Here is a 25,010-nt window from a genome sequence, read left to right on the forward strand (position 1 = left end):
TTCCGCCCGGGCTGACAGAAAACACCTCCCGCATCATCGTCGGCGCAAGTCGCGAACAGGCGACGACAAGCGCAAACAGCAACATCGGGAGTGATCAATGAACAAGGTGGAATTCCTCAGCGTCACCAAAGTGCCCTTTGCCGAACGCTACGACAATTTCATCGGCGGCAAGTTCGTCGCGCCGATCTCCGGGAAATATTTCGACAATGCCTCGCCCCTGACCGGCCGGGTGGTCTGCAAGATCGCGCGGTCCGACGCGCAGGACATCGAGGCAGCGCTCGACGCGGCGCATGCCGCCAAGTCCGCCTGGGGCCGCACCAGCGTCGCCGAGCGCGCCGCGGTCCTGAACCGGATCGCCGACCGCATGGAAGAGAACCTCGAGCGCCTCGCGATTGCCGAGACCTGGGACAACGGCAAGCCGATCCGCGAGACGCGCGCCGCCGACCTGCCGCTCGCGATCGACCATTTCCGCTATTTCGCCGGTGTCGTCCGCGCCCAGGAAGGCTCGATCGGCGAGATCGACCACGACACCATCGCCTATCATTTCCACGAGCCGCTCGGCGTGGTCGGCCAGATCATTCCCTGGAACTTTCCGCTTCTGATGGCCTGTTGGAAGCTCGCGCCGGCGCTGGCCGCCGGCAATTGCGTGGTGCTCAAGCCCGCCGAGCAGACCCCGGCCTCGATCATGGTCTTCGCCGAGATCATCGCCGACCTGCTGCCGGCCGGCGTGCTCAACATCGTCAACGGCTTTGGCCTCGAGGCCGGCAAGCCGCTGGCGTCGAGCCCGCGCATTGCCAAGATCGCCTTCACCGGCGAGACCACGACGGGCCGGCTGATCATGCAATATGCCAGCCAGAATCTGATTCCTGTCACGCTCGAGCTCGGCGGCAAGTCGCCGAACATCTTCTTCAAGGACGTCACCGCCGAGGACGACGATTTCTTCGACAAGGCGATCGAGGGATTCGTCATGTTCGCGCTGAACCAGGGCGAGGTCTGCACCTGTCCGAGCCGGGCGCTGGTCCACGCCGACATCTATGACCGCTTCATGGAGCGGGCGCTCAAGCGCGTCGCTGCGATCAAGCAGGGCGATCCGCGCGATCCCACCACCATGATCGGCGCACAGGCCTCCAGCGAGCAACTCAGCAAGATCCTCTCCTATATCGACATCGGCAAGCAGGAGGGCGCCAAGGTGCTGGCCGGCGGCGGACGCGCCGATCTCGGCGGCGATCTCACCGGCGGCTTCTACGTCCAGCCGACCGTGTTCGAGGGCCACAACAAGATGCGAATCTTCCAGGAGGAGATTTTCGGCCCCGTCGTCTCGGTCACGACCTTCAAGACCGACGAAGAGGCGCTCGCGATCGCCAACGACACGCTCTACGGCCTAGGTGCCGGCGTTTGGAGCCGCGACGCCAATCGCTGCTACCGCTTCGGCCGGGAGATCCAGGCCGGCCGGGTCTGGACCAATTGCTACCATGCCTATCCCGCCCATGCGGCGTTCGGCGGCTACAAGCAGTCGGGCGTCGGGCGCGAGACCCACAAGATGATGCTCGATCATTACCAGCAGACCAAGAACCTCCTGGTCAGCTACAGCCCGAAGAAGCTCGGCTTCTTCTGATCGGATCGGAGAGGGCGGCGCCGCTTCGGCGCCGTCCGCTCCGCATGTCGGAATTGGCGTCGTGCACCGTTCTTGATCCGGTCACGAATCTGCGCGCGCGATGGCGCTCATAGATTTGTTGCCCGATCAGCGCCAAAGATTTTGCAATATTTCGATCACGTTGCAGTGCGGCATAATGAAAGTCGTGCCATGCCGCCGCGGTGCTTTCCAAGGGCGTTTGACTTGGGTTAGAGAGGGCGAAAGTTTTCTCTGACCCGGAATTCCCATGGCCGCACCCAAGAAAGCCGCCGCAAGCGCTCCACAGGACAAGACCGACGGCGGTTCGCCCCCGGAATTCACGAAGGAGCAGGAACTCAAGGCGCTCCGCGACATGCTCCTGATCCGGCGCTTCGAGGAAAAGGCAGGCCAGCTCTACGGCATGGGCGCCATCGGCGGCTTCTGCCACCTCTATATCGGCCAGGAGGCCGTGGTGGTCGGCATGCAGATGGCCCTCAAAGAGGGCGATCAGGTCATCACCGGCTATCGCGACCACGGTCACATGCTTGCGACCGGCATGGATGCCAACGGTGTCATGGCCGAGCTGACGGGACGCCGCGGCGGCTATTCCAAGGGCAAGGGCGGCTCCATGCACATGTTCAGCAAGGAGAAGCACTTCTACGGCGGTCACGGCATCGTCGGCGCCCAGGTCTCGCTCGGCACCGGCCTTGCCTTTGCCAACCACTATCGCGGCAACGACAATGTCAGCGTCACCTATTTCGGCGACGGCGCGGCCAATCAGGGCCAGGTCTATGAGAGCTTCAACATGGCGGAGCTCTGGAAGCTGCCGGTGATCTACGTCATCGAGAACAACCGCTACGCCATGGGCACCTCGGTCTCGCGCGCCTCGGCGCAGCAGGATTTTTCCAAGCGCGGGGCGTCATTCAACATCCCGGGCAAGCAGGTCGACGGCATGGACGTCCGCGCCGTGAAGGCGGCGGGCGAGGAGGCGGCGGCCTGGTGCCGTGGTGGCAAGGGTCCTTTCATCCTGGAGATGCAGACCTATCGCTATCGCGGCCACTCGATGTCTGATCCTGCAAAATATCGTACGCGCGAGGAGGTGGAGAAGGTTCGCCACGACCAGGATCCGATCGAGCAGGTTCGCAATCGCCTGCTCGCCGCCAAGGTCAGCGAGGCCGACCTCAAGGCGATCGACGCCGAGGTGCGCGACATCGTCAACGCCTCCGCCGATTTCGCCCAGCATGATCCCGAGCCGGATGCCGCCGAGCTCTGGACCGACGTGTACCGCTGAACGCGCGCAAGCTTTCTTTGGAGAAGATATGCCAATTCAAGTGCTGATGCCCGCGTTGTCGCCCACGATGGAGAAGGGCAACCTCGCCAAATGGCTGAAGAAAGAGGGCGAGACGATCAAGTCCGGCGACGTCATCGCCGAGATCGAGACCGACAAGGCGACCATGGAGGTCGAGGCGACCGACGAGGGCACGCTCGGCAAGATCCTGATCCCCGAGGGCACCGCCGACGTCGCGGTGAACACCCCGATCGCGACCATCCTCGCAGACGGCGAGAGCGCGGCTGATCTCGCCAAGGCACCCGCAGCGGCGGCGAAGGCTGCGGAGTCCGCGCCGCCGGCCGCAGCAAAGGCCGAGGCGCCCACGCCGAAAGCCGCTCCTGCTCCGCAGGCCGTCGCCGAGCCGGATCCGGAAGTCCCCGCTGGCACCGAAATGGTGACGCAGACCATCCGCGAAGCGCTGCGCGATGCCATGGCCGAAGAGATGCGCCGCGACGCGGACGTGTTCGTGATGGGCGAAGAAGTTGCCGAATATCAGGGCGCCTACAAGGTGACCCAGGGCCTGCTCCAGGAGTTCGGTGCCAAGCGCGTGATCGACACGCCGATCACCGAGCACGGCTTCGCGGGCGTCGGCGTCGGTGCCGCGATGACCGGTCTCAAGCCGATCGTCGAGTTCATGACCTTCAACTTCGCCATGCAGGCGATCGACCAGATCATCAACTCCGCGGCCAAGACGCTCTACATGTCCGGTGGCCAGATGGGCTGCTCGATCGTGTTCCGCGGTCCGAACGGTGCGGCCGCGCGCGTTGCCGCCCAGCACAGCCAGGACTATTCGGCGTGGTATTCGCACGTCCCGGGCCTCAAGGTGGTCGCGCCGTATTCCGCCGCGGACGCCAAGGGCCTGCTCAAGGCTGCGATCCGCGATCCCAACCCGGTGATCTTCCTCGAGAACGAGGTGCTGTACGGCCACACTGGCGAAGTCCCGAAGCTCGACGACTTCATCATTCCGATCGGCAAGGCGCGCATCGTGCGCGCCGGCAGTCACGTCACGATCATCTCCTGGTCGAACGGCATGACCTATGCGCTGAAGGCTGCGGACGAGCTCGCCAAGGACGGCATCGAGGCCGAGGTAATCGACCTGCGCACGCTGCGCCCGATGGACACGGAGACCATCATCAACTCCGTGAAGAAAACGGGACGTGCGGTTACGGTGGAAGAGGGGTGGGCCCAGAGCGGCGTCGGCGCCGAGATCGCCGCGCGCATCATGGAGAACGCCTTCGACTATCTTGATGCGCCGGTGACGCGCGTGTCTGGCAAGGACGTGCCGATGCCCTATGCCGCGAACCTGGAGAAGCTCGCGCTGCCCTCGGCGGCGGACGTCGTCGAAGCCGCCAAAGCCGTCTGCTACAGGTAGATCATGGCAGGCCCCAAGGAGCAGCCACTGCCGCCAGACGTCATGACCCGCGACGACGCGGTCGAGATCCTGCGCGTGTTCGTTCTGGATGGTGGGCTGTCGATGGCGTTCCAGCGCGCCTTCGAGGAGCCGGACATGTGGGGCCTCCTGCTCGTCGATCTCGCACGTCATGCCGCGCGCGCCTATGCGCGCGAGAGCGAATATACCGAGGAGGACGCGCTGAACCGGATCCTCGACATGTTCCAGGCCGAGATCGAGCGCCCCACCGACACGGGCACTACCACGCCACGCGGCAAGGGGCACTGACCATGGCGATCGAAGCCTATCATTACGATTTCATGCTGGAGGCGATCCGCGAGGCGGAAGCCTCGATCGTGCAGGGCGGCTTGCCGATCGGCGCGGTGCTGACGCGCGACAACAAGATCATCGCCCGCGGCCACAACAACCGCGTGCAGGAGAACAATCCGATCCTGCATGGCGAGATGAGCTGCCTGCGCGAGGCCGGCGCGATCTCGTTCCACGACACCGTCATGTACACCACGCTGTCGCCTTGCTCGATGTGCGCCGGCGCGCTCGCGCTGTTCAAGGTCAAGCTGGTGGTGATCGGGGAATCCGTCACCTTCGAAGGCTCCAGGGACATTCTCGACAAGTTCGGGATTCCGTGGATCGACCTTGCCGACGACCGCTCCATCACCATGATGAAGAATTGGCGTTCCATCCCTGCCAATGAGCGCCTGTGGCAGGGCGACATCGGCAACTAAACCTGGTCTGTTCGTCGCCGCTGTCGGATGACGACGTTTTGCAAAGTTCTTCTTGAGGTCAGCATGCCCATCAACATCCTGATGCCCGCTCTCTCGCCGACGATGGAGAAGGGCAACCTCGCCAAGTGGCTGAAGAAGGAGGGCGACAAGGTCAAGTCCGGCGACGTCATCGCCGAGATCGAGACCGACAAGGCGACCATGGAGGTCGAGGCGATCGACGAGGGCACGATCGCCAAGATCCTGGTGCCCGAGGGCACGCAGGACGTTCCGGTGAACGACGTGATCGCGGTACTCGCCGGCGAGGGTGAGGACGTGAAGGCTGCAGGGAGCGCCAAGCCCAGCGCTTCGGCCGCGCCGCCGAAGGCTGCTGAGGCTCCTGCTTCGCCGGCTCCCGCGCCTGCGCCTGCCGCACCGAAAGCTGCTGCGCCCGCCGCGGCACCCGCGCAGCAGGCTGCAGCTCCGGCAGCGCAAGCCAATGGTCATGGCGGCCGTGTATTCTCGTCGCCGCTGGCGCGCCGTCTCGCCAAGGAGGCCGGCATCGATGTCGCCCTGGTCGCCGGCACCGGTCCGCACGGCCGCGTGGTCGCCCGCGACGTCGAGCAGGCCAAGTCCGGCAAGGGTCTGAAAGCGCCCGCCGCGGCACCGTCAGGCGCGCCTGCGATCGCGCCGACCATGTCGGACAAGCAGATCCTATCGCTGTTCGAGCCCGGCTCCTACGACATCGTCCCGCATGACGGCATGCGCCGCACCATCGCCCAGCGCCTGACCGCATCGATCCAGAACGTCCCGCACTTCTACCTCACCATCGACTGCGACATCGGCAAGCTGCTCACTGCCCGCGAGGAGATCAACACCGCCGCGCCGAAGGACAAGGAGAAGAAGCCGCTCTACAAGATCTCGGTCAACGATTTCGTCATCAAGGCGATGGCGGTGGCGCTGCAGAAGATCCCGAACTGCAACGTCAGCTGGACCGAAAGCGGCATGGTCAAGCACCACCATTCCGACGTCGGCGTCGCCGTCGCGATGCCCGGCGGCCTGATCACGCCGATCATCCGGAAAGCGGAGACCAAGACGCTCTCGACCATCTCCAACGAGATGAAGGATTTTGCCGCGCGCGCCCGCTCGCGCAAGCTCAAGCCGGAGGAATACCAGGGCGGCACCACGGCCGTTTCCAACCTCGGCATGTACGGCATCAGCCACTTCACTGCGGTGATCAATCCGCCTCATGCCACGATCCTTGCGGTTGGCACCAGCGAGGAGCGTCCCGTGGTGCGCGGCGGCAAGATCGAGATCGCGCACATGATGAGCGTGACCTTGTCCTGCGATCACCGCGCCATCGACGGCGCGCTCGGCGCCGAGCTGATCGGCGCGTTCAAGCAGCTGATCGAAAAACCCGTGATGATGATGGTCTGAAGCGGCGGCAGAGGGGGCAACCTTGCATGTCCGGACCCGCTGGCCATGGATATCGCTATTGCTCGGAGTCATCGTCGCGCTCAACCCCGTCGGGCTCGATTTTCTTCACTCTGCGTTCTTTGCCGGCGAGCAGCTGGCACGGAACATCGCTCAGCCGATCGTGCTCACTGCGCTTGCCATCATAGTCCTGGTGGTGCTGCTCGAATGGCTGGTGAGGTCTTTTCTGGTCAAGCGCCGCGCCCGCGGCGCTTCTTGAGTTGAACGGGAGCCGCTATGGCCGACACATCCTTCGACGTCATCATCATCGGCTCCGGCCCCGGCGGCTATGTCACCGCCATCCGCGCCGCGCAGCTCGGCTTCAAGACCGCGATCGTCGAAAAATCCTATCTCGGCGGCATCTGCCTCAACTGGGGCTGCATTCCGACCAAGGCGCTGCTGCGTTCGGCCGAGATCTACCACTACATGCAGCACGCGAAGGACTACGGGCTCTCCGCCGAGAAGGTCTCGTTCGATCCGAAGGCGGTGGTGCAACGTTCGCGCGGCGTCTCCAAGCGCCTCAACGACGGCGTCGGCTTCCTGATGAAGAAGAACAAGGTCAGCGTGATCTGGGGCGCGGCCTCGATCGATGCGCCCGGCAAGGTCACGGTGAAGAAGTCCGACGTCGAGGGCCCGAAGGGCGCGCTAGGCGAGGGGACCTACCAGGCCAAGCACATCATCGTCGCCACCGGCGCGCGGCCGCGCGTGCTGCCCGGCCTCGAGCCGGACAAGAAGCTGGTCTGGACCTATTTCGAGGCGATGGTGCCGGAGCGGATGCCGAAGTCGCTGCTGGTGGTCGGCTCCGGCGCGATCGGCATCGAGTTCGCCTCGTTCTTCCACACCATGGGAAGCGACGTCACCGTGGTCGAGGTGCTGCCGCAGATTCTGCCCGTCGAGGACGCCGAGATCGCGGGCCTCGCCCGCAAGCGGCTGGAGAAGCAGGGCATCAAGATCATGTCCTCGACCAAGGTCACCAAGCTGGAGAAGAAGGCCGACAGCGTTCTCGCCACCATTGACGACGGCAAGGGCAAGCCCGTCACATCAGAGTTCGAGCGCGTGATCTCGGCGGTCGGCGTCGTCGGCAACATCGAGAATCTCGGCCTGGAAAAAGTCGGCGTGAAGACCGACCGCGGCATCATCGTGGTCGACGGCTACGGCAAGACCAACGTCCCCGGCATCTACGCCATCGGCGATGTCGCCGGTCCGCCGATGCTGGCGCACAAGGCCGAGCATGAGGGCGTGATCTGCGTCGAAGCGATCAAGGGCCTCAATCCGCATCCCCTCGACAAGAACATGATCCCGGGCTGCACCTATTGCCACCCTCAGGTCGCCTCGGTTGGCCTCACCGAAGCCAAAGCGAAAGAGAGCGGCCGCGAAATCCGCGTCGGCCGCTTCCCCTTCGTCGGCAATGGCAAAGCGATCGCGCTCGGCGAGGACCAGGGCCTGGTCAAGGTGATCTTCGACAAGAAGACCGGCCAACTGCTCGGGGCCCACATGGTCGGCGCGGAGGTCACCGAGCTGATCCAGGGCTACGTCGTCGCCATGAATCTGGAGACGACGGAAGAAGAGCTGATGCACACGGTCTTCCCGCATCCGACCCTGTCGGAGATGATGAAGGAAGCCGTGCTGGATGCGTATGGACGGGTGTTGAACATTTGACAGCCGTCATTGCGAGCGAAGCGAAGCAATCCAGACTGCAGCTGTGGAAACAGTCTTGATTGCTTCGTCGCAAGAGCTCCTCGCAATGACGAGTGGATAGAGCGGATTGAATAAACAAGAAGAAAGAAGCAGCATGAACGACAACGACAATCTCACCATCGAACGCCCGACCTTCGTCACCCATCTCGAATGCGCGATGGACGGCGATCATTACGCGGCCGACGAGGTTCACAACCTCTCCAAGGCCGGCAAGCCGCTTCTGGTCCGCTACGACCTCGCGGGCGTGAAGAAGGCGCTGACCAAGGATGCGCTCGCCCAGCGCCCCGGCGACATGTGGCGCTATCGCGAGCTGCTGCCGGTGCGCAAATGCAAGGACATCGTCTCGCTCGGCGAAGTCACGACGCCCCTGATCCGGCTGCCGAAGCTCGGCGCAAAACTCGGCGGCGGCGAGGTCATCGTCAAGGACGAGGGACGGCTGCCGACCGGCTCATTCAAGGCGCGCGGCCTCGTGATGGCGGTGTCGATGGGCAAGGCGCTCGGCATCAAGCACATGGCGATGCCGACCAACGGCAATGCCGGCGCGGCGCTGGCGGCCTATGCCACGTCCTGCGGCATCAAGACCACGATCTTCTGCCCGGCCGATACGCCCGAAGTGAACGTCAGCGAGATCGAGCTGCAGGGCGCGACCGTCTACCGCGTCAACGGCTATATCGACGATTGCGGCAAGATCGTCGGCGAGGGCAAGGCGAAAGTCGGCTGGTTCGACACCTCGACCTTGAAGGAGCCGTACCGCATCGAGGGCAAGAAGACGATGGGCCTCGAGCTCGCCGAGCAGCTCGGCTGGGACGTGCCTGACGTGATCTTCTATCCGACCGGCGGCGGCACCGGCCTGATCGGGATGTGGAAGGCGTTCGACGAGCTGGAGAAGATCGGCTTCATCGGCTCAAAGCGCCCGCGCATGGTCGCGGTGCAGGCCTCCGGCTGCGCGCCGATGGTGCGCGCCTATGAGGCCGGGACCGAGCATGCGACGCGCTGGGAGGACGCACACACCATCGCCTCGGGCATCCGCGTGCCGCAGGCAATCGGCGATTTCCTCATCCTGCGTGCCGTGCGCGAGAGCAAAGGTTTTGCCATTGCCGTCGATGACGACAAGATCTCGGCGGCACTGAACGAGGTCGCGCGCGAGGAGGGGCTCTTGCTCTGCCCCGAGGGTGCCGCGACCTACGCCGCCTACAAGGAAAGTCTCGCCGACGGCCGGGTCAGCAAGACCGATCGCGTCATGCTGTTCAACTGCGCGACCGGCCTGAAATATCCGCTGCCGCCGGTCACCCGCACGCTCGATCGCCACAAGCCGATTGACTATTCGAAGTTCTAACTTGCTTCTCCCTCTCCCCGTTCTTACGGGGAGAGGGTCGGGGTGAGGGGCTGCTTCCGCAAACACAGTGACAGTTGAGTTCGCGGAGACTCCCCCTCACCCGAATTGCTTCGCAATTCGACCTCTCCCCGCAAGCGGGGCGAGGTGAAGAAAAAGACATCACTGGGGAGAAGACAATGAAGAAGGCCTTCTGGGCTGCGCTGATTGCTGTTCTCGCTGTTGCAGGCGCCGCGCGCGCCGACGATTTTCCCTCGCGTCCCATTACCATCATCGTGCCGTTCGCGGCCGGGGGCCCTTCGGACGCAATGGCGCGGGTGCTCGCCGAGCGTATGCGGGTGCCGCTGGGCCAGCCGGTCGTGGTCGAAAACGTCACCGGAGCAGGCGGCTCGATCGGTGTCGGTCGTGCCGTGCAATCGCCGCCCGACGGCTACACCATCTCGTTCGGCCATCTCGGCACCCATGTCGCCAACGGCGCCGTCTACAAGCTCAAATTCGACCTCGTCGCCGACCTCGAGCCGGTGGTGCTGCTGCCGAGCAACCCGATGATCGTGGTCAGCAAGAATGCGGTGCCGGCGACCTCGCTGAAGGAGCTGATCGACTGGCTGAAGTCGCGACCGTCGCCGCCGACCGCCGGCACGGCCGGCGCGGGCTCCGGCAGCCACATCGCCGGCGTCTATTTCGAGAGCGTCTCCGGCATCAAGCTGCAATACGTGCCGTATCGCGGCACTGCACCGGCATTGAACGATCTCATCGCCGGCCAGATCGACATCATCGTCGACCAGACCTCCAATTCCATCGGCCAGGTCCGCGCCGGCACCATCCGCGCCTACGCCGTCACCGACGACAAACGCCTCGCCTCCGCGCCCGAGATCCCGACCGCGGACGAGGCGGGCCTGAAAGGCTTCAACATGACGCTGTGGTCGGGCATGTGGGTGCCGAAGGGCACACCGAAGGAGATCGTCGCAAAGCTCAACGCCGCGACCGTGGAGGCGCTGAACGATCCTGCGGTGAGGAAGCAGCTCGAAAGCCAGGGTCTCGAGATGACACCGAAGGATCAGCTCACGCCCGAAGCGCTCGGCACGCGGCAAAAGGCCGAGATCGCGAAATGGTGGCCGATCATCAAGGCGGCCAACATCAAGGTGGATTGAACCGGCGGCGCACTCCTCGCGGCGTCACCGCCGCGTTTGCTGGCGGCGGGGCGCTCAAGACGTGGTTTGGTGACCTGGTGCCAGCGCACGGTCCAGGCATTGCATCAGATCCGAGGCGGCGAACGGCTTACCGAGAAAACAGATTGCGCCCGCATCGAGCGCCCGCACACGCACGCCCTCATCCGGGAAAGCTGTGATGAATATGAACGGCGTAGCCGACCCCTGCGCCCGCATTTGCGTCAACAGATCGATTCCGCTCATCAGCGGCATCTGCACGTCGGCGATCACGCACGAGGTGTCGCTCGAATCGGTCGAGCTCAGGAACTCTTCCGCCGAGGCGAAGGTGTGGACGTTGTATCCGCGCGATTCCAGGAGATTGTTGATCGCGGCCCGAACGTAGGGGTCGTCGTCAAGCACCGAGATGACCGAAGCCACTGACAAGACGTCCGCTCCTCGCCGGGAATTACGCTTGCCGTCGCCACGGCTAGAACATAAAGGCGCAAGGTGGACCTGCCGGTCACGATTGGAAACTCATACTTAGGTTTGTGCATCGGGCTTGTTCGGGCCGATCCCGAGCGCCTCGCTCATTCTCACCAGATCGGCCAGCGACTTCGCGCCCATCTTCCGCATGATCTGGCCGCGGTAGATCTTGACGGTGATTTCGGCCAATCCGAGCTGGGCGGCGACCTGCTTGTTCATCAGGCCGGACGTCACCAGTGACAATACGTCTCGCTCCCGCGAGGACAGTGACTCGAAGCGTGATCTGACCGTCGAGACCGTCCTGTTGATGTCGCGGCGCTTGCGGTCTCGCTCGATGGCGGCCTGAACTGCGTCGAGAATGTCCTGATCGCGGACCGGCTTGGTCAAGAAGTCGATCGCCCCGCTCTTCATGGCCCGAACCGTCATGGGGATATCGCCATGACCGGTAATGAAGATGATAGGCGTGTGGATATTTGCCTTGGCAAGGTCGGCCTGCAGCTCGAGGCCGCTCGTTCCGGGCAGGCGGATGTCGAGCACCAGGCAGCTCGGGACGTCTGGCGGCTTGGCCTGGAGGAGCTGCGGCGCCGAGCCGAATGCTTCGACCTTGAGACCGACCGACTCGAACAGATTGGTGAGCGCACGGCGCATGGACGCGTCGTCGTCGACGATGAGGACAAGGGGCTGATCGCCGTCCTTCTGCGGCGGCGAAGATTCCGCGCGCTCGGTCACGATGCTTCCTCTCGGTGGAGGGGCAAGGTGATCTGAAAAGTCGCGCCGCGCTCCTGATTTGGTATGGCGGAAAGTCGTCCGCCATGGGCCTCGATGATCGATCGACAGATCGACAGGCCCATGCCCATGCCGGAGGACTTCGTGGTGAAGAACGGCGTGAACAGGCGGTCTATCGCCTGTTCGCTGATGCCGGTTCCGCAGTCGGAAACGCTCACCTGCATCGCGCTATCGCCGCTCGCCTGTGAGCGAATCGCCAGCTCGCGCGGGCGATCGTGGACGTCTGCCATGGCCTCGATCCCGTTCATGATCAGGTTGATCAGGACCTGCTGCAATTGGATGCGATCGCCAAAGATCCTCGGCAGTGCCGACGACAGCTCCATGCGGACGGACACGGCGTGGCTGGCCATCTCGCGTTGAACCAGCGCGACGGCCTCCCGCACGACCGCATTGGCGTCGAGCGGAACCATCTCGATGTCAGAACGCTTGGCGAGCGCCCGAACGTGACGGATCACGTCGCCGGCACGCCTGCCGTCCTCGATGATCCACTCGACCGAGCGGCGGGCCGCTTTGAGATCCGGCGGACTGCGCTGCAGCCAGGCGAGGCAGGCGTCGGCGTTTGCGATCACTGCAGCGAGCGGCTGATTGATTTCGTGCGCAATCGAAGCGGTCAGCTCACCCAGTGTCGTGACACGTGTCACATGGGCGAGCTCGGCCTGGGCCTTGCGCAGTGCGTCTTCGGCTTGGTTGGCCCGGATGGCGGCGGTTACGTCCGTGCAAACGCCACGGTAGCCCAGGAAAGTGCCGTCCGCGTCGAAGAAGGGTTTGCCGCTGGTCCGGACGTAGATCGGCTGCCCACTACGGTCTTTGCTGCGGTACACCAGGTCGCGGAACGGGACGTGGGCGTCGAGCGCCGCTCGATGTTGTCGCCATTTTTCGGGCTCGAGAGCGGCGTCGGGCGCAATGTCCCAACGCGTGAGCCCGATCAGGCCGGCGGGGGCGGTGTTGGTATCGGAGTGCTCGGATATCTGGGTGACCCGGTGGTCCGGCCCGGTTTCCCAGAACCAGTCAGACGCGGTTTCGGCATAGTCGCGAAAGCGCTGCTCGCTGTCACGAAGCCTGCGTTCTGCCTCCTTGGTCGCGGTGATGTCGGTGACCGATCCGACGAACTCAACGCGACCGCTCGCATCTCGCGTTGCCCGTGCCACCGCTCGGACGTATTTGATGGAACCGTCGGGCATCACCAGCCGGTATTCGTGATCATAGTCCTTGCCCTCGCGCGCCGCCCGGCCCGTCGTCTGCTGCACAGCGAGCCGGTCCTCCGGATGGATCCGCTGGAGCATGAAGGGGATCGCGGGCTTCGTCCCTTCCTCGCATTCGAAGATGCGATAGGTCTCCTTGGACCAGGTGATCTCGCGGGTTGCGGCCTTCCAGCCAAAACTACCAGTGTGGCTCAATTCCTGCGCCTGGGCGAGATAAGCCTCGCTCTGTCGCAGCGCGTTCTCGGCCTCCTTCCGCTCAGTGATGTTCTCGCAGGCGACCAGCACGATCGGCCCGCCATTGGCTCGCAGCATGGCCTTGGCGTTCTCGCGCACCCATAACATCGAGCCGTCCTTGCGAACCTTCCGGATCTCCCAGGTGTGTGACTGATCAAGGGTCTTGAGGCACAACGCGACACAGGCGCGGACAGTGGCGCGATCTTCCGCGAGGAAGACATCCAGCACGGATCGGCCGATCAACTCCGCCGGCGTGTAGCCCAGCTGCTCGGCGCCGAATGTGTTCACGTTGATCACGGTACCGGCCGGATCGACCATGAAGTACATGACCGGCGTGTGCTCGAAGACCTGCTGCCATTGCTTGACCGCCTCGAGCAAGTCGGCGGCATTGGCATCGGTGCGCTGCTTGGCGGGAACAGTTTGCCTCAAGCAGCCGACGAGGAATTGCGCGGCTGACTTTCCGAACGTCGCTGCCCGGCCAGGCTTCATCGCTGACGCTCCCGGCACTCTCTGCGTGAACAGGAGTAGAGCACGTTGCGGCCAGAGGAGCAATTCCAGCCAAAGTCGGGTCGGCCGTCATGACGTTCGCCTTTGGACCGTCCGCTCACCGCCAGGTCCATTGCGGCGCCTCAAGGACACCGTGCCGGCCGAGGTTCACGGTGACCGTGCAGCCGGTGCGTCGTGCGCCGTCTCGTTGAACTCGGGCCGCGTGGGCCCGGGCGAATACGGGACAAACTTAGGTATAGCTCCTCCATGCCTAGTCATGTCGGCCATTTTACCTCCGTACAATTGAGCGTTTCGTGCCCGGCGGACTAGCCTCTCGACCATCGGGAGTGTCGAAGCGAACAGCCGAGAAAAGCGCAAGCAACAGAGGGAGACAGCAATGTGCGATATGTCGGTACTTCCTGAGCGTCGCCCATCGGCGTCCGAAAGTTGCTCCTCAGTCAAGGGCTGTGCAGTGTGCGGCGGCAAGTTTGGCCTGATCCGCTACTATTCCTGGCGCACGGCGCTCTGCTCCAAGAAGTGCGTTGATCGTTTCCGCACGCGAAGCGAACGCGACCGCCGGTGGTTGTTTCGGGCCCAGGTCGCATAAGGCTGGATTGGAGAGTTGATCCGGGAGGCCGTGCGTTGAACCGCTCATGCAAGCTCTTCTGCTGGATCGTTCTCATCGCCCCCATCGCGGCCGGCCAGGCACAGGAGACGGGACACGGTGCCGTTCATCGCAAGCACCCACCCCAGGACCAGGCGCTGCACGAAAAGTTCTATTCCACCTGGCACATGCCTGATAACCCGAGCCTCAGTTGTTGCAACAGCGCCGACTGTTATCCGACCGACATCAAGTACATCGACGGCCAGATCTATGCGCGGCGCCGGGAGGACGGGAGATACATTCTGATCCCACCGCAAAAGGTGGAGCGAAACAGGGATAATCCGGACGGCCGGAACCATCTGTGCGCTCCACCGCCCGCACTGTCTCCGCTCGACAGCGTTTACTGCTTCGCTTTGGGAGGTGCCACATGAGATTCGCTTTCGTGCTGGTCAACGGCCGGACCCCCTTCCGGCAGACCTCGTGCATGCAGTGCTGCGAGCCGATCAGGGGCAGCTATTTGCGCGAGATTGCGACCCGTCTGCCTTACTGCGATCATCAGTGCTACGCGCTGTTCTGCGAGACGCTCGCCAAAGATGGCGTGAGAGCGGCTTCATGAAATTCGTGGTGGTCAATCACGAGCCGCCGTTGCACGCGGCCGCGTGCAGCACATGCTCGCGGTCGCTCCGCTCCGGCTATGTCCGCCATGCGCGGACGCAGCGCCGTTACTGTGACGACGATTGTTACCGGCGCGGCGAATTCTCCACGCTGTTCATGCACTGGCCGGTGCCTGGGCGGACGGAACCAATTGCCGGCAAGGTCGAGCTCGCCGCTGGCAGCATGATCCAGACGTTGACGGTGATGAGTGCCGTCTGGTGCTGGAGCTGCACGATCACCGCCTGGACCTTCGCGAGAGCTTTGACCGGCGCATATTTGGACAGTCGCGACCCGATCACGATGGAAGGAGGTGACACCTAGAGCATGATCCGGAAAAGTGTGAAGCGGTTTTCCGAAACGATCATGCTCAAACAATAACCTAAAGCGCGATGACGATTCATCCTAATCGCATCGCGCTTTAGCTGCGCGGCTGCACGCGCGTAGAAGCCGCAGCACCGTATTCTTGCAGGCGCCGCGTCCAGCCCCGGCGGCGTTGATCAGGGAATGGGTGCTGCGGCCGCCGCTGGCTCCGTTGCGCTGGCCTCGTGCGTCACCACGCGCTGGTCGCTCTTGCCGGCGATCATGCTGCTGCCCTCGAACCTTGCCCGGTAGACCAGCACGTTCTCCATCACGCGCTGGACGTAGTTGCGCGTCTCGGACAGCGGGATGCGCTCGACCCAGTCGACCGGATCGATGTTGGGGTCCCGGGGATCACCGCGCTTCTGCACCCATTCACGCACGCGGCCGCGGCCGGCATTGTATCCGGCGAAGGTCATGATCTGGTTACCGCGATATTCCGAGAACAGCGCGCTGAGCTCGGCGGCGCCCATCTGCGTGTTGTAGACGGGGTCGGAGACCATCCTGTCCCAGTCGTAAGTCAGGCCGAAGCGCTTCGCGGTGTCGCGTCCCGCTTCCGGCGTCACCTGCATCAGCCCGACCGCGTTGGCATGCGACTTGTCGCGCTGCTCGAACGAGCTCTCGGTGCGTGCCACCGAATAGATCACGCTGGTCTCGATCGCCGGTGCGACCTGCTTGTGCTCGGGGATGCCGATGGTCGGGAAGGCGTAATGGTCGAGCGCGAGCCCGCGCGCCAGCGCGGTCTTGCCGACCTCCAGCATCACGCGCGCATCGTTGCGCCGGCCCGCAAGCTCGCCGAGCGCTTCCAGCGCGGCGACGTCGGTGCTCTCTTTGGCGAAATCCTCGGCGTAATAGAACACCATGTCGCGCTCGCCGATGCCGTAGAGCATGTCGGCGGCGCGCACGCGCTCGTCCGCAAGCTGCGCATCGGCCGAGGCCAGCACCGGCGAGGGCGGACGCAGTTCGATGCCGTCGAGGCCGAGCCTGGCGCGGGCGAGCTGGCCGTAATAGGCGGTGTGATAGCGCGCCGCCGCCCGGTAGCTCATGCGCGCGTCGGCCGCCGCGCCCATGGCTTCGGCCGCGCGGCCGCGCCAGTAATGCGCCCGCGACAGCGCGATCGGATTGGACGAGCCAGCGTCGATCGAGGCGAAATGCACCATCGCCGTCTTGGGATCGTCGAGATAGCGTAGCGCGATCCAGCCGCACATGAAGTGATAGTCGACGCGGTAGACCTCCTTTTCCGGCACCGCGGCCGTATGCACCACGTCATAGGCGATCCTGGCCTTGCCCTGATCGAGCAGCTTGCGCGCCAGCATGCGGCGCTCGCGCCACCAGGCATCGGTGTCCTGCGCGGCCATCATGTCGGGCTTGGCAGCGAGGATCACCTCGGCCGCGTCGTCGATGCGGTCGTTCTGAAGATGCCACTGCGCGCGGCACAGCACGTAACCGAGATCGCGTCGCTCCTCGGCCGCGACGTCCTCGAGCAGATCCTTGGCCTTGCTCGCCTTGCCGGTGACGGCGGCGCAGGCCTTCACGATCGCGAGCGCGTCCTCGCCGAGCCGCTTCGCCGCGCGCCGCGCACCTGCATAATCCTTGGCGCCGAGGCGCTTGTCCATGCGCGCGCGGTGATCGTCGGCGGACAGAAGGTCGCCGAACGCCGCATAGGAGTCCTCTTCGCTCCGCTCGGACAGTTCCTCCGCGCGCCAGGTTTCCCGGACCAGCCGCGCAGCCCTGTCGGTCTCACCTTCGGCGAGCAGGACGCGCGCGAGTGCGAACTTGCCCTTGGCGCTGGTCGGGCGATCCATCGTGAACTTGTGCACGATGGCCGCGTCGGCCTTCTCCTGCCACAGCCGTGCCTCGGCACGGCGGCGGAACAGGGCGCTGCTCGGCCAACCGGGATTGGCGGCGAGGAAGGCGGCGTAGCGCTTGAAATTCGCGGTGCTGTCGGGATGGCGCAGCATGAACCAGTCGGCGAGCTTCTGTCCGGCAGGGTCCGTGATGCGGTCGCGCGCAGCGCTCGCGTCTTCGGTCTTGCCCTTGCGCGTCAGGTCGATGGCGTCCTTGAGCGCGGCAAGATCGCCGGTCAGCGGCGGCTTGGCCGCGGGCTCCTCGACCGCCTTCTTCGATTTGCGTTTGGCCTCGGCGTGCTTGCCGTGCCGCGCTTTGCCGGCGGATGCGTGGCGGTGCTTGCCCGCTTTCGCCTCATGCGTCTTCTTCGGTGCGGATGAGTTTTGACTGCTCTTCGCCGCAAGCTCGGTGGGAAGGAGGGCCATCGCGGCCACGGCAACGACACACGCGAGCGAGCGTAGGCACTGGTTCATTGGATGGTCCCCCCTGCGAAAACCACTACAAACCAAGGTCCGCGACATGCGGCTTGCGAATCAAAGTACCGAACGATGCGTCGGCATCGTGTCGCATCCTCAGGCTGTCGCAACAATGCGGCAAAATACGGATTGGAACTGGGGAACTTCCGAGTGACGGAAGAGGCAGTGGCTTTAATCTTTGTTAACGATCTGGACTCGCGCGACGATTGCGCACGGTACAGGACGCCGGAACGGCCAGATTGCGCGTGTTCCCTCGGCGAAATCCGGTGTATGAGTTCCTTCTCTTCATCCTTTCAACCTTTGCCCTGTACCTATGCCGATTTTCAACCAGTCGATCCGGCGCAAGATCGTCGGCATCGCGCTCGGATTGATCGTCCTGATGCTGGTCACCTCGATCCTGTCGATGGTGATGTCCAGCCAGGTCGGCATTTTGCTCGACGAGCTGACCAACCGCTACATCCCGGCCTATAGCCATCTGGCGCGCGCGAACATCCGCTCGCTGGAACGGGCGCTGGCGCAGCGGCGGATGGTGATGACCAGGATGGAGGCGCCGTCGGACGAGGAGGCCTACGCGGCGCGGCTTCGCGACTTCGAGGCCTTGGACCGCAATTTCGAGCGGGAGGCCGAGGCCGCTCGCAAGCTCATCAACGCGATCATCGACGACCCCAGGACGTATTCCGACAACGCCGCGCTGGCACGGCTCGACGTCCGGATCGAAAGCTCCGTCACCGAGCTGCGGCGCGATCTGGACGAGGGCAATGCGAAACTGCTCAAGCAGGTCGACGCCAAGGATATGGCCGCGGCCCGCGGCACGCTGGAACACCTCGACACGCTGCGCGATGCGTTCAACCGGAAGGTCGATGCGATCCGCGCCGACATGCTGGCGCAGGTCTATTTCTCGACGTCTCAGGTGATCGGCCGCCAGCACCAGACCATCATCGTCTCGGGGGTCGTAACCCTGCTCGCGGCGATCGTCGGCTTCGTGTTTGCGCTGCTGGTGAGTAGCGGCATTACGCGACCGGTGCGCCTGCTGCTGGCCGGCGCCCGCGAGGTCGAGGCGGGCCGGTTCGACAAGCCCATCACCGTCTCGACACAGGACGAGATCGGCGAGCTTGCTGCCGCCTTCAACCGCATGATCGAGCAGCTCAGGCACAACGAGCGCATTCGCGAGACCTTCGGCCGTTACATCGACCCGAAGGTGGTGCAGGGCCTGATCGACCGGCCGGAGGTCGCCATCGACGGTGAGCGCCGGGTGATGACCATCTTGTTCTGCGACATGAGCGGCTTCACCTCGATGAGCGAGGGCATGACGCCGCGCGGCCTCGTCAAGGTGATGAACCACTACTTCACCGTGATGTCCGCTCCCATCAGGAACAATCGCGGGATCATCGACAAATATATCGGCGACGCCATCATGTCCTATTGGGGGCCGCCCTTCATCGAGGAGGATGAGCAGGGTCTGCTCGCAGGGCTCGCCGCCGTCGAGATGACCGATCAGGTGCCCGCGCTGCAGAAGCAGCTGCCGGACCTGCTCGGCATCCGCGCCATGCCGGCGCCGTGCGATCTTCGCATCGGCATCGCCACGGGCGAGGTCCTGACCGGCAGTATCGGTTCCGAGCTGATGATGAGCTTCACCGTGATGGGCGATGCCGTGAATCTCGCCTCGCGGCTGGAGGCCGTCAACAAGGTCTACGGCACCCGCATCCTGATCTCGCAGGCGACCGCGGACGGGATCGGATCGCGCCTGGAATTGCGCGAGATCGACCGTCTGGCGGTCGCGGGCCAAAGCGCGCCGCAGGCGATCTTCGAGCTGATGGCGAGACCGGGCGCGCTCAGCGATGCGCAAGTGAGCTTGCGCACGCATTATGCCGATGGTCTCGCCGCCTATCGTGCGCGGCGCTTCGACGAGGCCCGCGCCGCCTTCAACGCGGCGCTCGAGGCGGTCCCCGGCGACGGCCCCTCGCGCACGATGCTCGGCCGCATCGCTCAATTTGCGGCCAATCCGCCGGATCCCGATTGGGACGGCGTCTGGCGGCTGGAGCAGAAATAGCCGTGCTTTGCGGTCGGGCACGCCGCGCCGGAAAAAAAGATGCTACTCCATAACGATGTTCGCCGTGACCTATTTCCCGGGCTTAGGTTGGGTGTCCATGAGGCGTCTGATGGGGACACGCCGATGACACATCTCGAAGACAGGCTGGAACGGTTCGAGACGCTCACCGCCGAATGCGAGCTGATCGCCAAGCTCGCCACCGACAGCAGCAAGCGCGAGTTCTATTTGAAGCTCGGGGAACAGTACCGTCAGCTGGCCGTCGATATCCGGCAGGCGATCGCGACGACGGCTGCGGCCTGAGCCGGCTGAAATCCGTTCTTAACGTTTGGCGCGCATCCTTGGAGCAAGCGAGCATCGCCGGTCGGTGACACTCGTTGGTGGGAAGGCCGGGGTTCGCTGCAATGCAGCGCGCCTCGTGAGTGTGATTTGCCATGTCTGACAGGGCAATCCCATGCGCCTCGTTGCAGTGATCATATTCGCGCTCATGACGGCGGCCTGCGATCAGGAGCAGGACATCACCGGCTCGACGACGCCGGCCTGTCCGTTGCGCAACTACAGCTACAATCCACGCGACATGAACCAGTGCGTCAGCGCCTGCAAAACGTGCGACCGCGGCACGACGGTCACCTGCACGACCTCCTGCACCCTCAAGGGCGCCCGCTGAGCACTTTGCGGATGCGCGGAACCGGTAGGGCCCTCGAGCCAATGCCGGCGGTGCTGGAGCACCGGAACGATTCACATGCATTAATCATTGAAGGAGGCGGCAGGACGCGGAGTCCAATGGAATGGGTATGCTCGATCCCGGTCGATTTCTGGTGTCGTGCTCGCATTGCGATGCCTGGCCGATGGCGGCCAATGTGAAACGGTCGAGCTGGTCGGCGTCGCCGCACGAGGTCCGCTTCGTCTGCACGCGTTGCCGCCGCGAAGAAACGGCGATCGTCTCGGCCTCCGGCGAATTGACCCCCATCAAGCGCGTGGATGCCCCGCCACGCGATGTCGCTGTCGCCTGGGCCCAGGCGCAACGCTCGCGCGGGCGGTCCTGATGTTCGGCGTCGCCGTCTCGTCGGTGTTTCGCTTCTCTGTCAATCTGCCCGCATAGAAATATTCCACTTTACCGAAATTCGGAAATGGCGTATGTATCGCCCATCCCGGCTCAATCTCGAGGGGCGATCATGAGGTCGTCATTGTCGCGAGCCGGGCTTGCGGTGGACGCGGCAGCGTCGTGTACGAGAGCTGAGGGCGGGGCGGATTGCTCTCCGTGAGCCCGAGGCTTCGTACGGACGAGCGGCGCTGTCAGGTTCGTCGCGCCGGCATTTCGATGGCAACGTGCACAACGCCGTCGAACCCTGCGGCGCCAACGGACCGCGCGTACGGCAAAACCGTGTGGTCCTGGCCGTCGTTGCTACGGTCAAGCTCTGGCGAATGCGGCATTGGCGTCAACCGGCGCGGTGCCGGCGACTTTCGCGGGAGCGAGGGAGGCCAGAGGGAACTCGGCTCCCGGGAGAGCGCGGCATAAGCCGTCCGACCATCGCGCAGGGAAGGCCGTGTGTTGGGCTTCACCTGTATGCTGCTGTGCGGTTCTTCCTGCGTGTGCTCTAGCGCAGCGGACCGCGGGTGCCGCCGGCACCCGGCCTTCCCTGCGCCCTCTTGGCTATGAGGGCGGCGAGACCAAGCAAAGCTCGGGCAAAATGCGCTGCGGGGCTGAATACGCACGTCTGCGTCCACACATTCGGTGTCATCGCCCGGCTTGACCGGGCGATCCAGTACTCCGAGACGCCAGTGATTGAATCGAGAGGCCGCGGCGTACTGGATTCCCCGCTCCAGTGCGCGATTGCGTACAAGGCGGGGAATGACAGTGTTACTTGGAGAACGCAGCGTCGCCTCACACTCCGTCATTACGAGCGCAGCAACTTGTCCGCGGAAGCCTTTGGCGAAGGCGGAAGCAATCCAGAATCTTTCCGCGGCGGGAATCTGGATTGCTTCGTCGCAAGGGCTCCTCGCAACGAGGAGGAGAGTGCGAGCGCTAAACTCTCTCGTGCCCCGGACGCAGCGCAGCGTCCCCCCGGCGATGCGAAGCATCGTCCGGTTCGACGATGCGCTGCCGAAGCCGGGGCCCATCCATCTGCGCCGTACCATGTCGCCCCTGGGTCCCGGCTCTGCGCCGCAACGCCCCGCGCGTTGCAACTTGTCCGGGACAACGAGCGAACCGCATCGCTTCGCGTGGGGCTGCCGCCGACTCACTTCGGGAATGCCCGCCTGTCGTCCAGAGTGGATGTTCTGTGCCTTCCGAAAGATCTGAGGTTGTGGATCGTCACTTTAGCGAGGTATCTCGTAAGCAAACCCGTGTCTTCCCGGTAACGATTGTGCTGTCTGTGCAACACCCACATCGGATTTAACCCTTATCACCGGCGGTTCGCATCGCCGCCGCTTTTTGGCCACACCCGGACATGAATAAAATCGCTCTAATGTTTTAAGGGCAGTGGCGGTCTTCGAAGGCGACGAGAAAATCCCAAGGTCGATTCAAATCTTGGCTCTGATTTTTCGGGTCTGAAAGGGTTGGCCGGAGAAGCTGGTTGCGATGGGCGCGAAGATCAACAAGCAAAGGCTGCCGAGCCGTCACGTGACGGAAGGCCCTGCGCGCGCGCCGCACCGGTCCTATTTCTACGCCATGGGTCTGACCACCGAGCAGATCCACCAGCCCTTCGTCGGCGTCGCCTCGTGCTGGAACGAAGCTGCTCCCTGCAACATCGCGCTGATGCGTCAGGCGCAGGCGGTGAAGAAAGGCGTCGCGTCCGCCGGCGGCACGCCGCGCGAATTCTGCACCATCACCGTGACCGACGGCATCGCCATGGGCCATGACGGCATGCGCTCCTCGCTGCCGTCGCGCGAATGCATCGCCGATTCGGTCGAGCTGACCGTGCGCGGCCATGCCTATGACGCGCTCGTCGGGCTCGCCGGCTGCGACAAGTCGCTGCCGGGCATGATGATGGCGATGGTCCGCCTCAACGTGCCCTCGATCTTCATCTATGGCGGCTCGATCCTGCCCGGCAATTTCCGCGGGCAGCAGGTCACCGTGCAGGACATGTTCGAGGCGGTCGGCAAGCATTCGGTCGGCGCCATGTCGGACGAGGACCTCGACGAGATCGAGCGCGTCGCCTGTCCCTCGGCCGGCGCCTGCGGCGCGCAGTTCACCGCCAACACCATGGCGACCGTGTCTGAGGCGATCGGCCTCGCGCTGCCTTACTCGGCCGGTGCCCCCGCACCGTATGAAATCCGTGACGCCTTCTGCATGACCGCGGGCGAGAAGGTGATGGACCTGATCGCCCAGAACATCCGGCCGCGCGACATCGTTACCCGCGAGGCGCTGGAGAATGCGGCCGCCGTGGTCGCTGCATCCGGCGGCTCGACCAATGCTGCGCTGCACCTGCCTGCGATCGCGCACGAGGTCGGCATCAAGTTCGACCTGTTCGACGTCGCTGAAATCTTCAAAAAGACACCATATGTCGCGGATTTGAAGCCGGGTGGCCGTTATGTCGCCAAAGACATGTTTGAAGTAGGTGGCATACCGCTTCTGATGAAGACGCTGCTCGACAACGGCTTCCTGCACGGTGATTGCCTTACCGTCACGGGCCGCACGATCGCCGAAAACCTCAAGAGCGTGAAATGGAATCCGCACCAGGACGTGGTGCACCCGGCAGACAAGCCCATCACCGTGACAGGCGGTGTGGTCGGCCTGAAGGGCAATTTGGCGCCAGAAGGTGCGATCGTGAAAGTCGCGGGAATGTCCAACCTCAGGTTTACCGGTCCGGCCAGGTGCTTCGACCGTGAGGAGGACGCGTTCGAGGCGGTCCAGAATCGCACCTACCGCGAAGGCGAAGTCATCGTGATCCGCTACGAGGGGCCGAAGGGCGGTCCCGGCATGCGGGAAATGCTCCAGACCACGGCAGCGCTGACCGGCCAGGGCATGGGCGGCAAGATCGCGCTCATCACCGACGGCCGCTTCTCCGGCGCCACCCGCGGCTTCTGCATCGGCCATGTCGGGCCGGAGGCGGCGGTCGGCGGCCCGATCGGGCTGCTCGAGGACGGCGACGTCATCGAGATCGACGCGGTGGCCGGTACTCTTAACGTAAAATTGAGCGACGCCGAGCTCGCCCAGCGCAGAACCAAATGGAGCGCCCGCGCGACTAACCACACGTCGGGTGCGCTCTGGAAATATGCTCAGCAGGTTGGACCGGCGGTCGGGGGGGCAGTGACCCATCCGGGCGGCGCGCACGAGAAACAGTGCTATGCGGACATTTAGGCGTGCCACAGTTGCGTTTGTGTTGGGGGCGGCTGCGCTGGCCGCGCCGGCGTTCGCCTTCGACGGTGCGCCGGTCAACCCGAAGGATGCCACCATCCCGGTCGTGACGACCTTGCCCGGCGCTGCGGGTGCGGTGCGCACCAAGGTTCCGCCGCAGGTCGCGACCCAGGAAACCTCGCTCACCGCCTTGCAATATGCCGCCGAGGGCGGCCACCCCATCGCGCAATGGAAGCTCGGCCGCATGTACGCCAACGGCGACGGCGTCGCCCAGGACGATTTGCGTGCCTTCGAATATTTCAGCCGGATCGCCAACGCGCATGCCGAGGACAGCCCGTCGGCGCCGCAGGCGCAGATCGTGGCCAACGCCTTCGTCGCCCTCGGCCGCTACTATCTGGCCGGCATCCCGAATTCGAAGGTCAAGGCCGACCCGGACCGCGCCCGCGAGATGTTCTCCTATGCCGCATCCTATTTCGGCAACGCGGACGCGCAGTACGACCTCGCCCGTCTGTACCTGAAGACCCCGGACGCCTCGCGCGAGGACTACCGCTATGGCGCGCGCTGGCTTGGCCTCGCGGCGCAGAAGGGCCAGCATCAGGCCCAGGCCTTGCTCGGTCAGATGCTGTTCAACGGCGACCGCCTGCCGCGGCAGGCCGCACGCGGCCTGATGTGGCTGACGCTGGCGCGCGACAGCGCCGGTGCCGACGAGGTCTGGATCAAGGAAAGCTACAACCGCGCCTTCGCCAAGGCCTCCGACGACGACCGCGCCATGGCCCTGCAAATGCTGGAGCAATGGGTGCAGGGGCGTCGGGAGTGATCGGCTGAGGCGG

At 64.3% G+C, this 25,010-nt stretch carries 23 protein-coding genes; 19 read left to right on the forward strand and 4 right to left on the reverse strand.

What is annotated here, in order from left to right:
* Positions 1 to 97: 97 nt before the first annotated feature.
* The 10 genes from adh to ACTEK7_RS01990 all read left to right on the forward strand — a co-directional run bounded on the left by adh (position 98) and on the right by ACTEK7_RS01990 (position 10,706).
* Entirely contained in the window at positions 98 to 1,615 is a 1,518-nt protein-coding gene (adh, locus tag ACTEK7_RS01945) for an aldehyde dehydrogenase (RefSeq protein ID WP_225147114.1), read from the forward strand.
* 265 nt (positions 1,616 to 1,880) lie between these two features.
* Positions 1,881 to 2,903, forward strand: a complete 1,023-nt coding sequence (pdhA, locus tag ACTEK7_RS01950; RefSeq protein ID WP_036025165.1) for a pyruvate dehydrogenase (acetyl-transferring) E1 component subunit alpha — start codon at positions 1,881 to 1,883, stop codon at positions 2,901 to 2,903.
* Positions 2,904 to 2,931: 28 nt separating this feature from the next.
* Positions 2,932 to 4,314 carry a pyruvate dehydrogenase complex E1 component subunit beta gene (locus ACTEK7_RS01955; RefSeq protein ID WP_036009859.1) on the forward strand — a complete coding sequence of 461 codons (1,383 nt, stop codon included), beginning with the start codon at positions 2,932 to 2,934 and terminating at the stop codon, positions 4,312 to 4,314.
* 3 nt (positions 4,315 to 4,317) lie between these two features.
* Complete coding sequence (locus tag ACTEK7_RS01960; protein WP_008547332.1) at positions 4,318 to 4,620, forward strand: DUF5076 domain-containing protein; 303 nt, start codon at positions 4,318 to 4,320, stop codon at positions 4,618 to 4,620.
* Positions 4,621 to 4,622: 2 nt separating this feature from the next.
* Complete coding sequence (locus ACTEK7_RS01965; protein WP_225147113.1) at positions 4,623 to 5,075, forward strand: nucleoside deaminase; 453 nt, start codon at positions 4,623 to 4,625, stop codon at positions 5,073 to 5,075.
* Positions 5,076 to 5,138: 63 nt separating this feature from the next.
* The gene (locus ACTEK7_RS01970) at positions 5,139 to 6,488 is read left to right on the forward strand and encodes a pyruvate dehydrogenase complex dihydrolipoamide acetyltransferase (protein ID WP_225147112.1); all 1,350 of its coding nucleotides are present in this window, start codon (positions 5,139 to 5,141) and stop codon (positions 6,486 to 6,488) included.
* Between the two features lie 49 nt (positions 6,489 to 6,537).
* Positions 6,538 to 6,744: a hypothetical protein gene (locus ACTEK7_RS01975; protein ID WP_225124159.1), complete on the forward strand. Its 207-nt coding sequence runs from the start codon at positions 6,538 to 6,540 to the stop codon at positions 6,742 to 6,744.
* A gap of 17 nt (positions 6,745 to 6,761) precedes the next feature.
* Positions 6,762 to 8,183, forward strand: a complete 1,422-nt coding sequence (gene lpdA, locus ACTEK7_RS01980) for a dihydrolipoyl dehydrogenase (protein ID WP_225140003.1) — start codon at positions 6,762 to 6,764, stop codon at positions 8,181 to 8,183.
* A 133-nt stretch (positions 8,184 to 8,316) separates the two neighbouring features.
* A complete protein-coding gene (locus tag ACTEK7_RS01985; RefSeq protein WP_225147111.1) occupies positions 8,317 to 9,558 on the forward strand; it encodes a threonine synthase in 1,242 nt (413 codons plus the stop codon).
* A gap of 176 nt (positions 9,559 to 9,734) precedes the next feature.
* On the forward strand, positions 9,735 to 10,706 hold the full coding sequence (locus tag ACTEK7_RS01990; RefSeq protein ID WP_225133700.1) for a tripartite tricarboxylate transporter substrate binding protein BugD: 972 nt from the start codon (positions 9,735 to 9,737) through the stop codon (positions 10,704 to 10,706).
* Between the two features lie 54 nt (positions 10,707 to 10,760).
* Here the strand turns inward: ACTEK7_RS01990 and ACTEK7_RS01995 are convergent, their stop codons facing one another.
* From ACTEK7_RS01995 to ACTEK7_RS02005, 3 genes are all read right to left on the reverse strand, one after another.
* Positions 10,761 to 11,147 (reverse strand): response regulator transcription factor, encoded by a 387-nt coding sequence (locus ACTEK7_RS01995; protein ID WP_109143649.1) that lies wholly within the window; start codon positions 11,145 to 11,147, stop codon positions 10,761 to 10,763.
* Between the two features lie 96 nt (positions 11,148 to 11,243).
* Positions 11,244 to 11,915 (reverse strand): response regulator transcription factor, encoded by a 672-nt coding sequence (locus ACTEK7_RS02000; protein ID WP_225147110.1) that lies wholly within the window; start codon positions 11,913 to 11,915, stop codon positions 11,244 to 11,246.
* The gene (locus ACTEK7_RS02005) at positions 11,912 to 13,897 is read right to left on the reverse strand and encodes a PAS domain S-box protein (RefSeq protein WP_225147210.1); all 1,986 of its coding nucleotides are present in this window, start codon (positions 13,895 to 13,897) and stop codon (positions 11,912 to 11,914) included. The genes ACTEK7_RS02000 and ACTEK7_RS02005 overlap by 4 nt, the downstream gene beginning before the upstream one ends.
* A gap of 639 nt (positions 13,898 to 14,536) precedes the next feature.
* On the opposite strand from ACTEK7_RS02005, the gene ACTEK7_RS02010 reads away from it, so the two are divergent.
* From ACTEK7_RS02010 to ACTEK7_RS02020, 3 genes are read left to right on the forward strand one after another with little or no spacing between them, the layout of a single operon-like run.
* On the forward strand, positions 14,537 to 14,929 hold the full coding sequence (locus ACTEK7_RS02010; protein ID WP_036031659.1) for a hypothetical protein: 393 nt from the start codon (positions 14,537 to 14,539) through the stop codon (positions 14,927 to 14,929).
* Positions 14,926 to 15,114 (forward strand): hypothetical protein, encoded by a 189-nt coding sequence (locus ACTEK7_RS02015; RefSeq protein WP_225147109.1) that lies wholly within the window; start codon positions 14,926 to 14,928, stop codon positions 15,112 to 15,114. The genes ACTEK7_RS02010 and ACTEK7_RS02015 overlap by 4 nt, the downstream gene beginning before the upstream one ends.
* Positions 15,111 to 15,473, forward strand: a complete 363-nt coding sequence (locus tag ACTEK7_RS02020) for a hypothetical protein (protein ID WP_036044352.1) — start codon at positions 15,111 to 15,113, stop codon at positions 15,471 to 15,473. Before ACTEK7_RS02015 ends, ACTEK7_RS02020 begins: the two co-directional genes overlap by 4 nt.
* Before the next feature lie 176 nt (positions 15,474 to 15,649).
* Here the strand turns inward: ACTEK7_RS02020 and ACTEK7_RS02025 are convergent, their stop codons facing one another.
* Complete coding sequence (locus tag ACTEK7_RS02025) at positions 15,650 to 17,830, reverse strand: lytic transglycosylase domain-containing protein (protein WP_225147108.1); 2,181 nt, start codon at positions 17,828 to 17,830, stop codon at positions 15,650 to 15,652.
* Positions 17,831 to 18,146: 316 nt separating this feature from the next.
* Here ACTEK7_RS02025 and ACTEK7_RS02030 point away from each other — a divergent pair, with 316 nt between their 5' ends.
* The 6 genes from ACTEK7_RS02030 to ACTEK7_RS02055 all read left to right on the forward strand — a co-directional run bounded on the left by ACTEK7_RS02030 (position 18,147) and on the right by ACTEK7_RS02055 (position 24,997).
* Positions 18,147 to 19,883: an adenylate/guanylate cyclase domain-containing protein gene (locus ACTEK7_RS02030; RefSeq protein ID WP_225147107.1), complete on the forward strand. Its 1,737-nt coding sequence runs from the start codon at positions 18,147 to 18,149 to the stop codon at positions 19,881 to 19,883.
* Positions 19,884 to 20,006: 123 nt separating this feature from the next.
* Positions 20,007 to 20,183 (forward strand): hypothetical protein, encoded by a 177-nt coding sequence (locus tag ACTEK7_RS02035; RefSeq protein WP_167361664.1) that lies wholly within the window; start codon positions 20,007 to 20,009, stop codon positions 20,181 to 20,183.
* 151 nt (positions 20,184 to 20,334) lie between these two features.
* The gene (locus tag ACTEK7_RS02040) at positions 20,335 to 20,547 is read left to right on the forward strand and encodes a hypothetical protein (protein WP_036044357.1); all 213 of its coding nucleotides are present in this window, start codon (positions 20,335 to 20,337) and stop codon (positions 20,545 to 20,547) included.
* A 121-nt stretch (positions 20,548 to 20,668) separates the two neighbouring features.
* Positions 20,669 to 20,926, forward strand: coding sequence for a hypothetical protein (locus ACTEK7_RS02045; protein WP_036009816.1), 258 nt, complete (start codon positions 20,669 to 20,671; stop codon positions 20,924 to 20,926).
* 1,535 nt (positions 20,927 to 22,461) lie between these two features.
* Positions 22,462 to 24,183, forward strand: coding sequence for a dihydroxy-acid dehydratase (ilvD, locus tag ACTEK7_RS02050; RefSeq protein ID WP_225147106.1), 1,722 nt, complete (start codon positions 22,462 to 22,464; stop codon positions 24,181 to 24,183).
* On the forward strand, positions 24,170 to 24,997 hold the full coding sequence (locus ACTEK7_RS02055) for a tetratricopeptide repeat protein (RefSeq protein WP_225112491.1): 828 nt from the start codon (positions 24,170 to 24,172) through the stop codon (positions 24,995 to 24,997). Before ilvD ends, ACTEK7_RS02055 begins: the two co-directional genes overlap by 14 nt.
* Positions 24,998 to 25,010: the final 13 nt, after the last annotated feature.

The sequence above is a fragment of the Bradyrhizobium sp. JHI2711 genome (assembly GCF_056156565.1).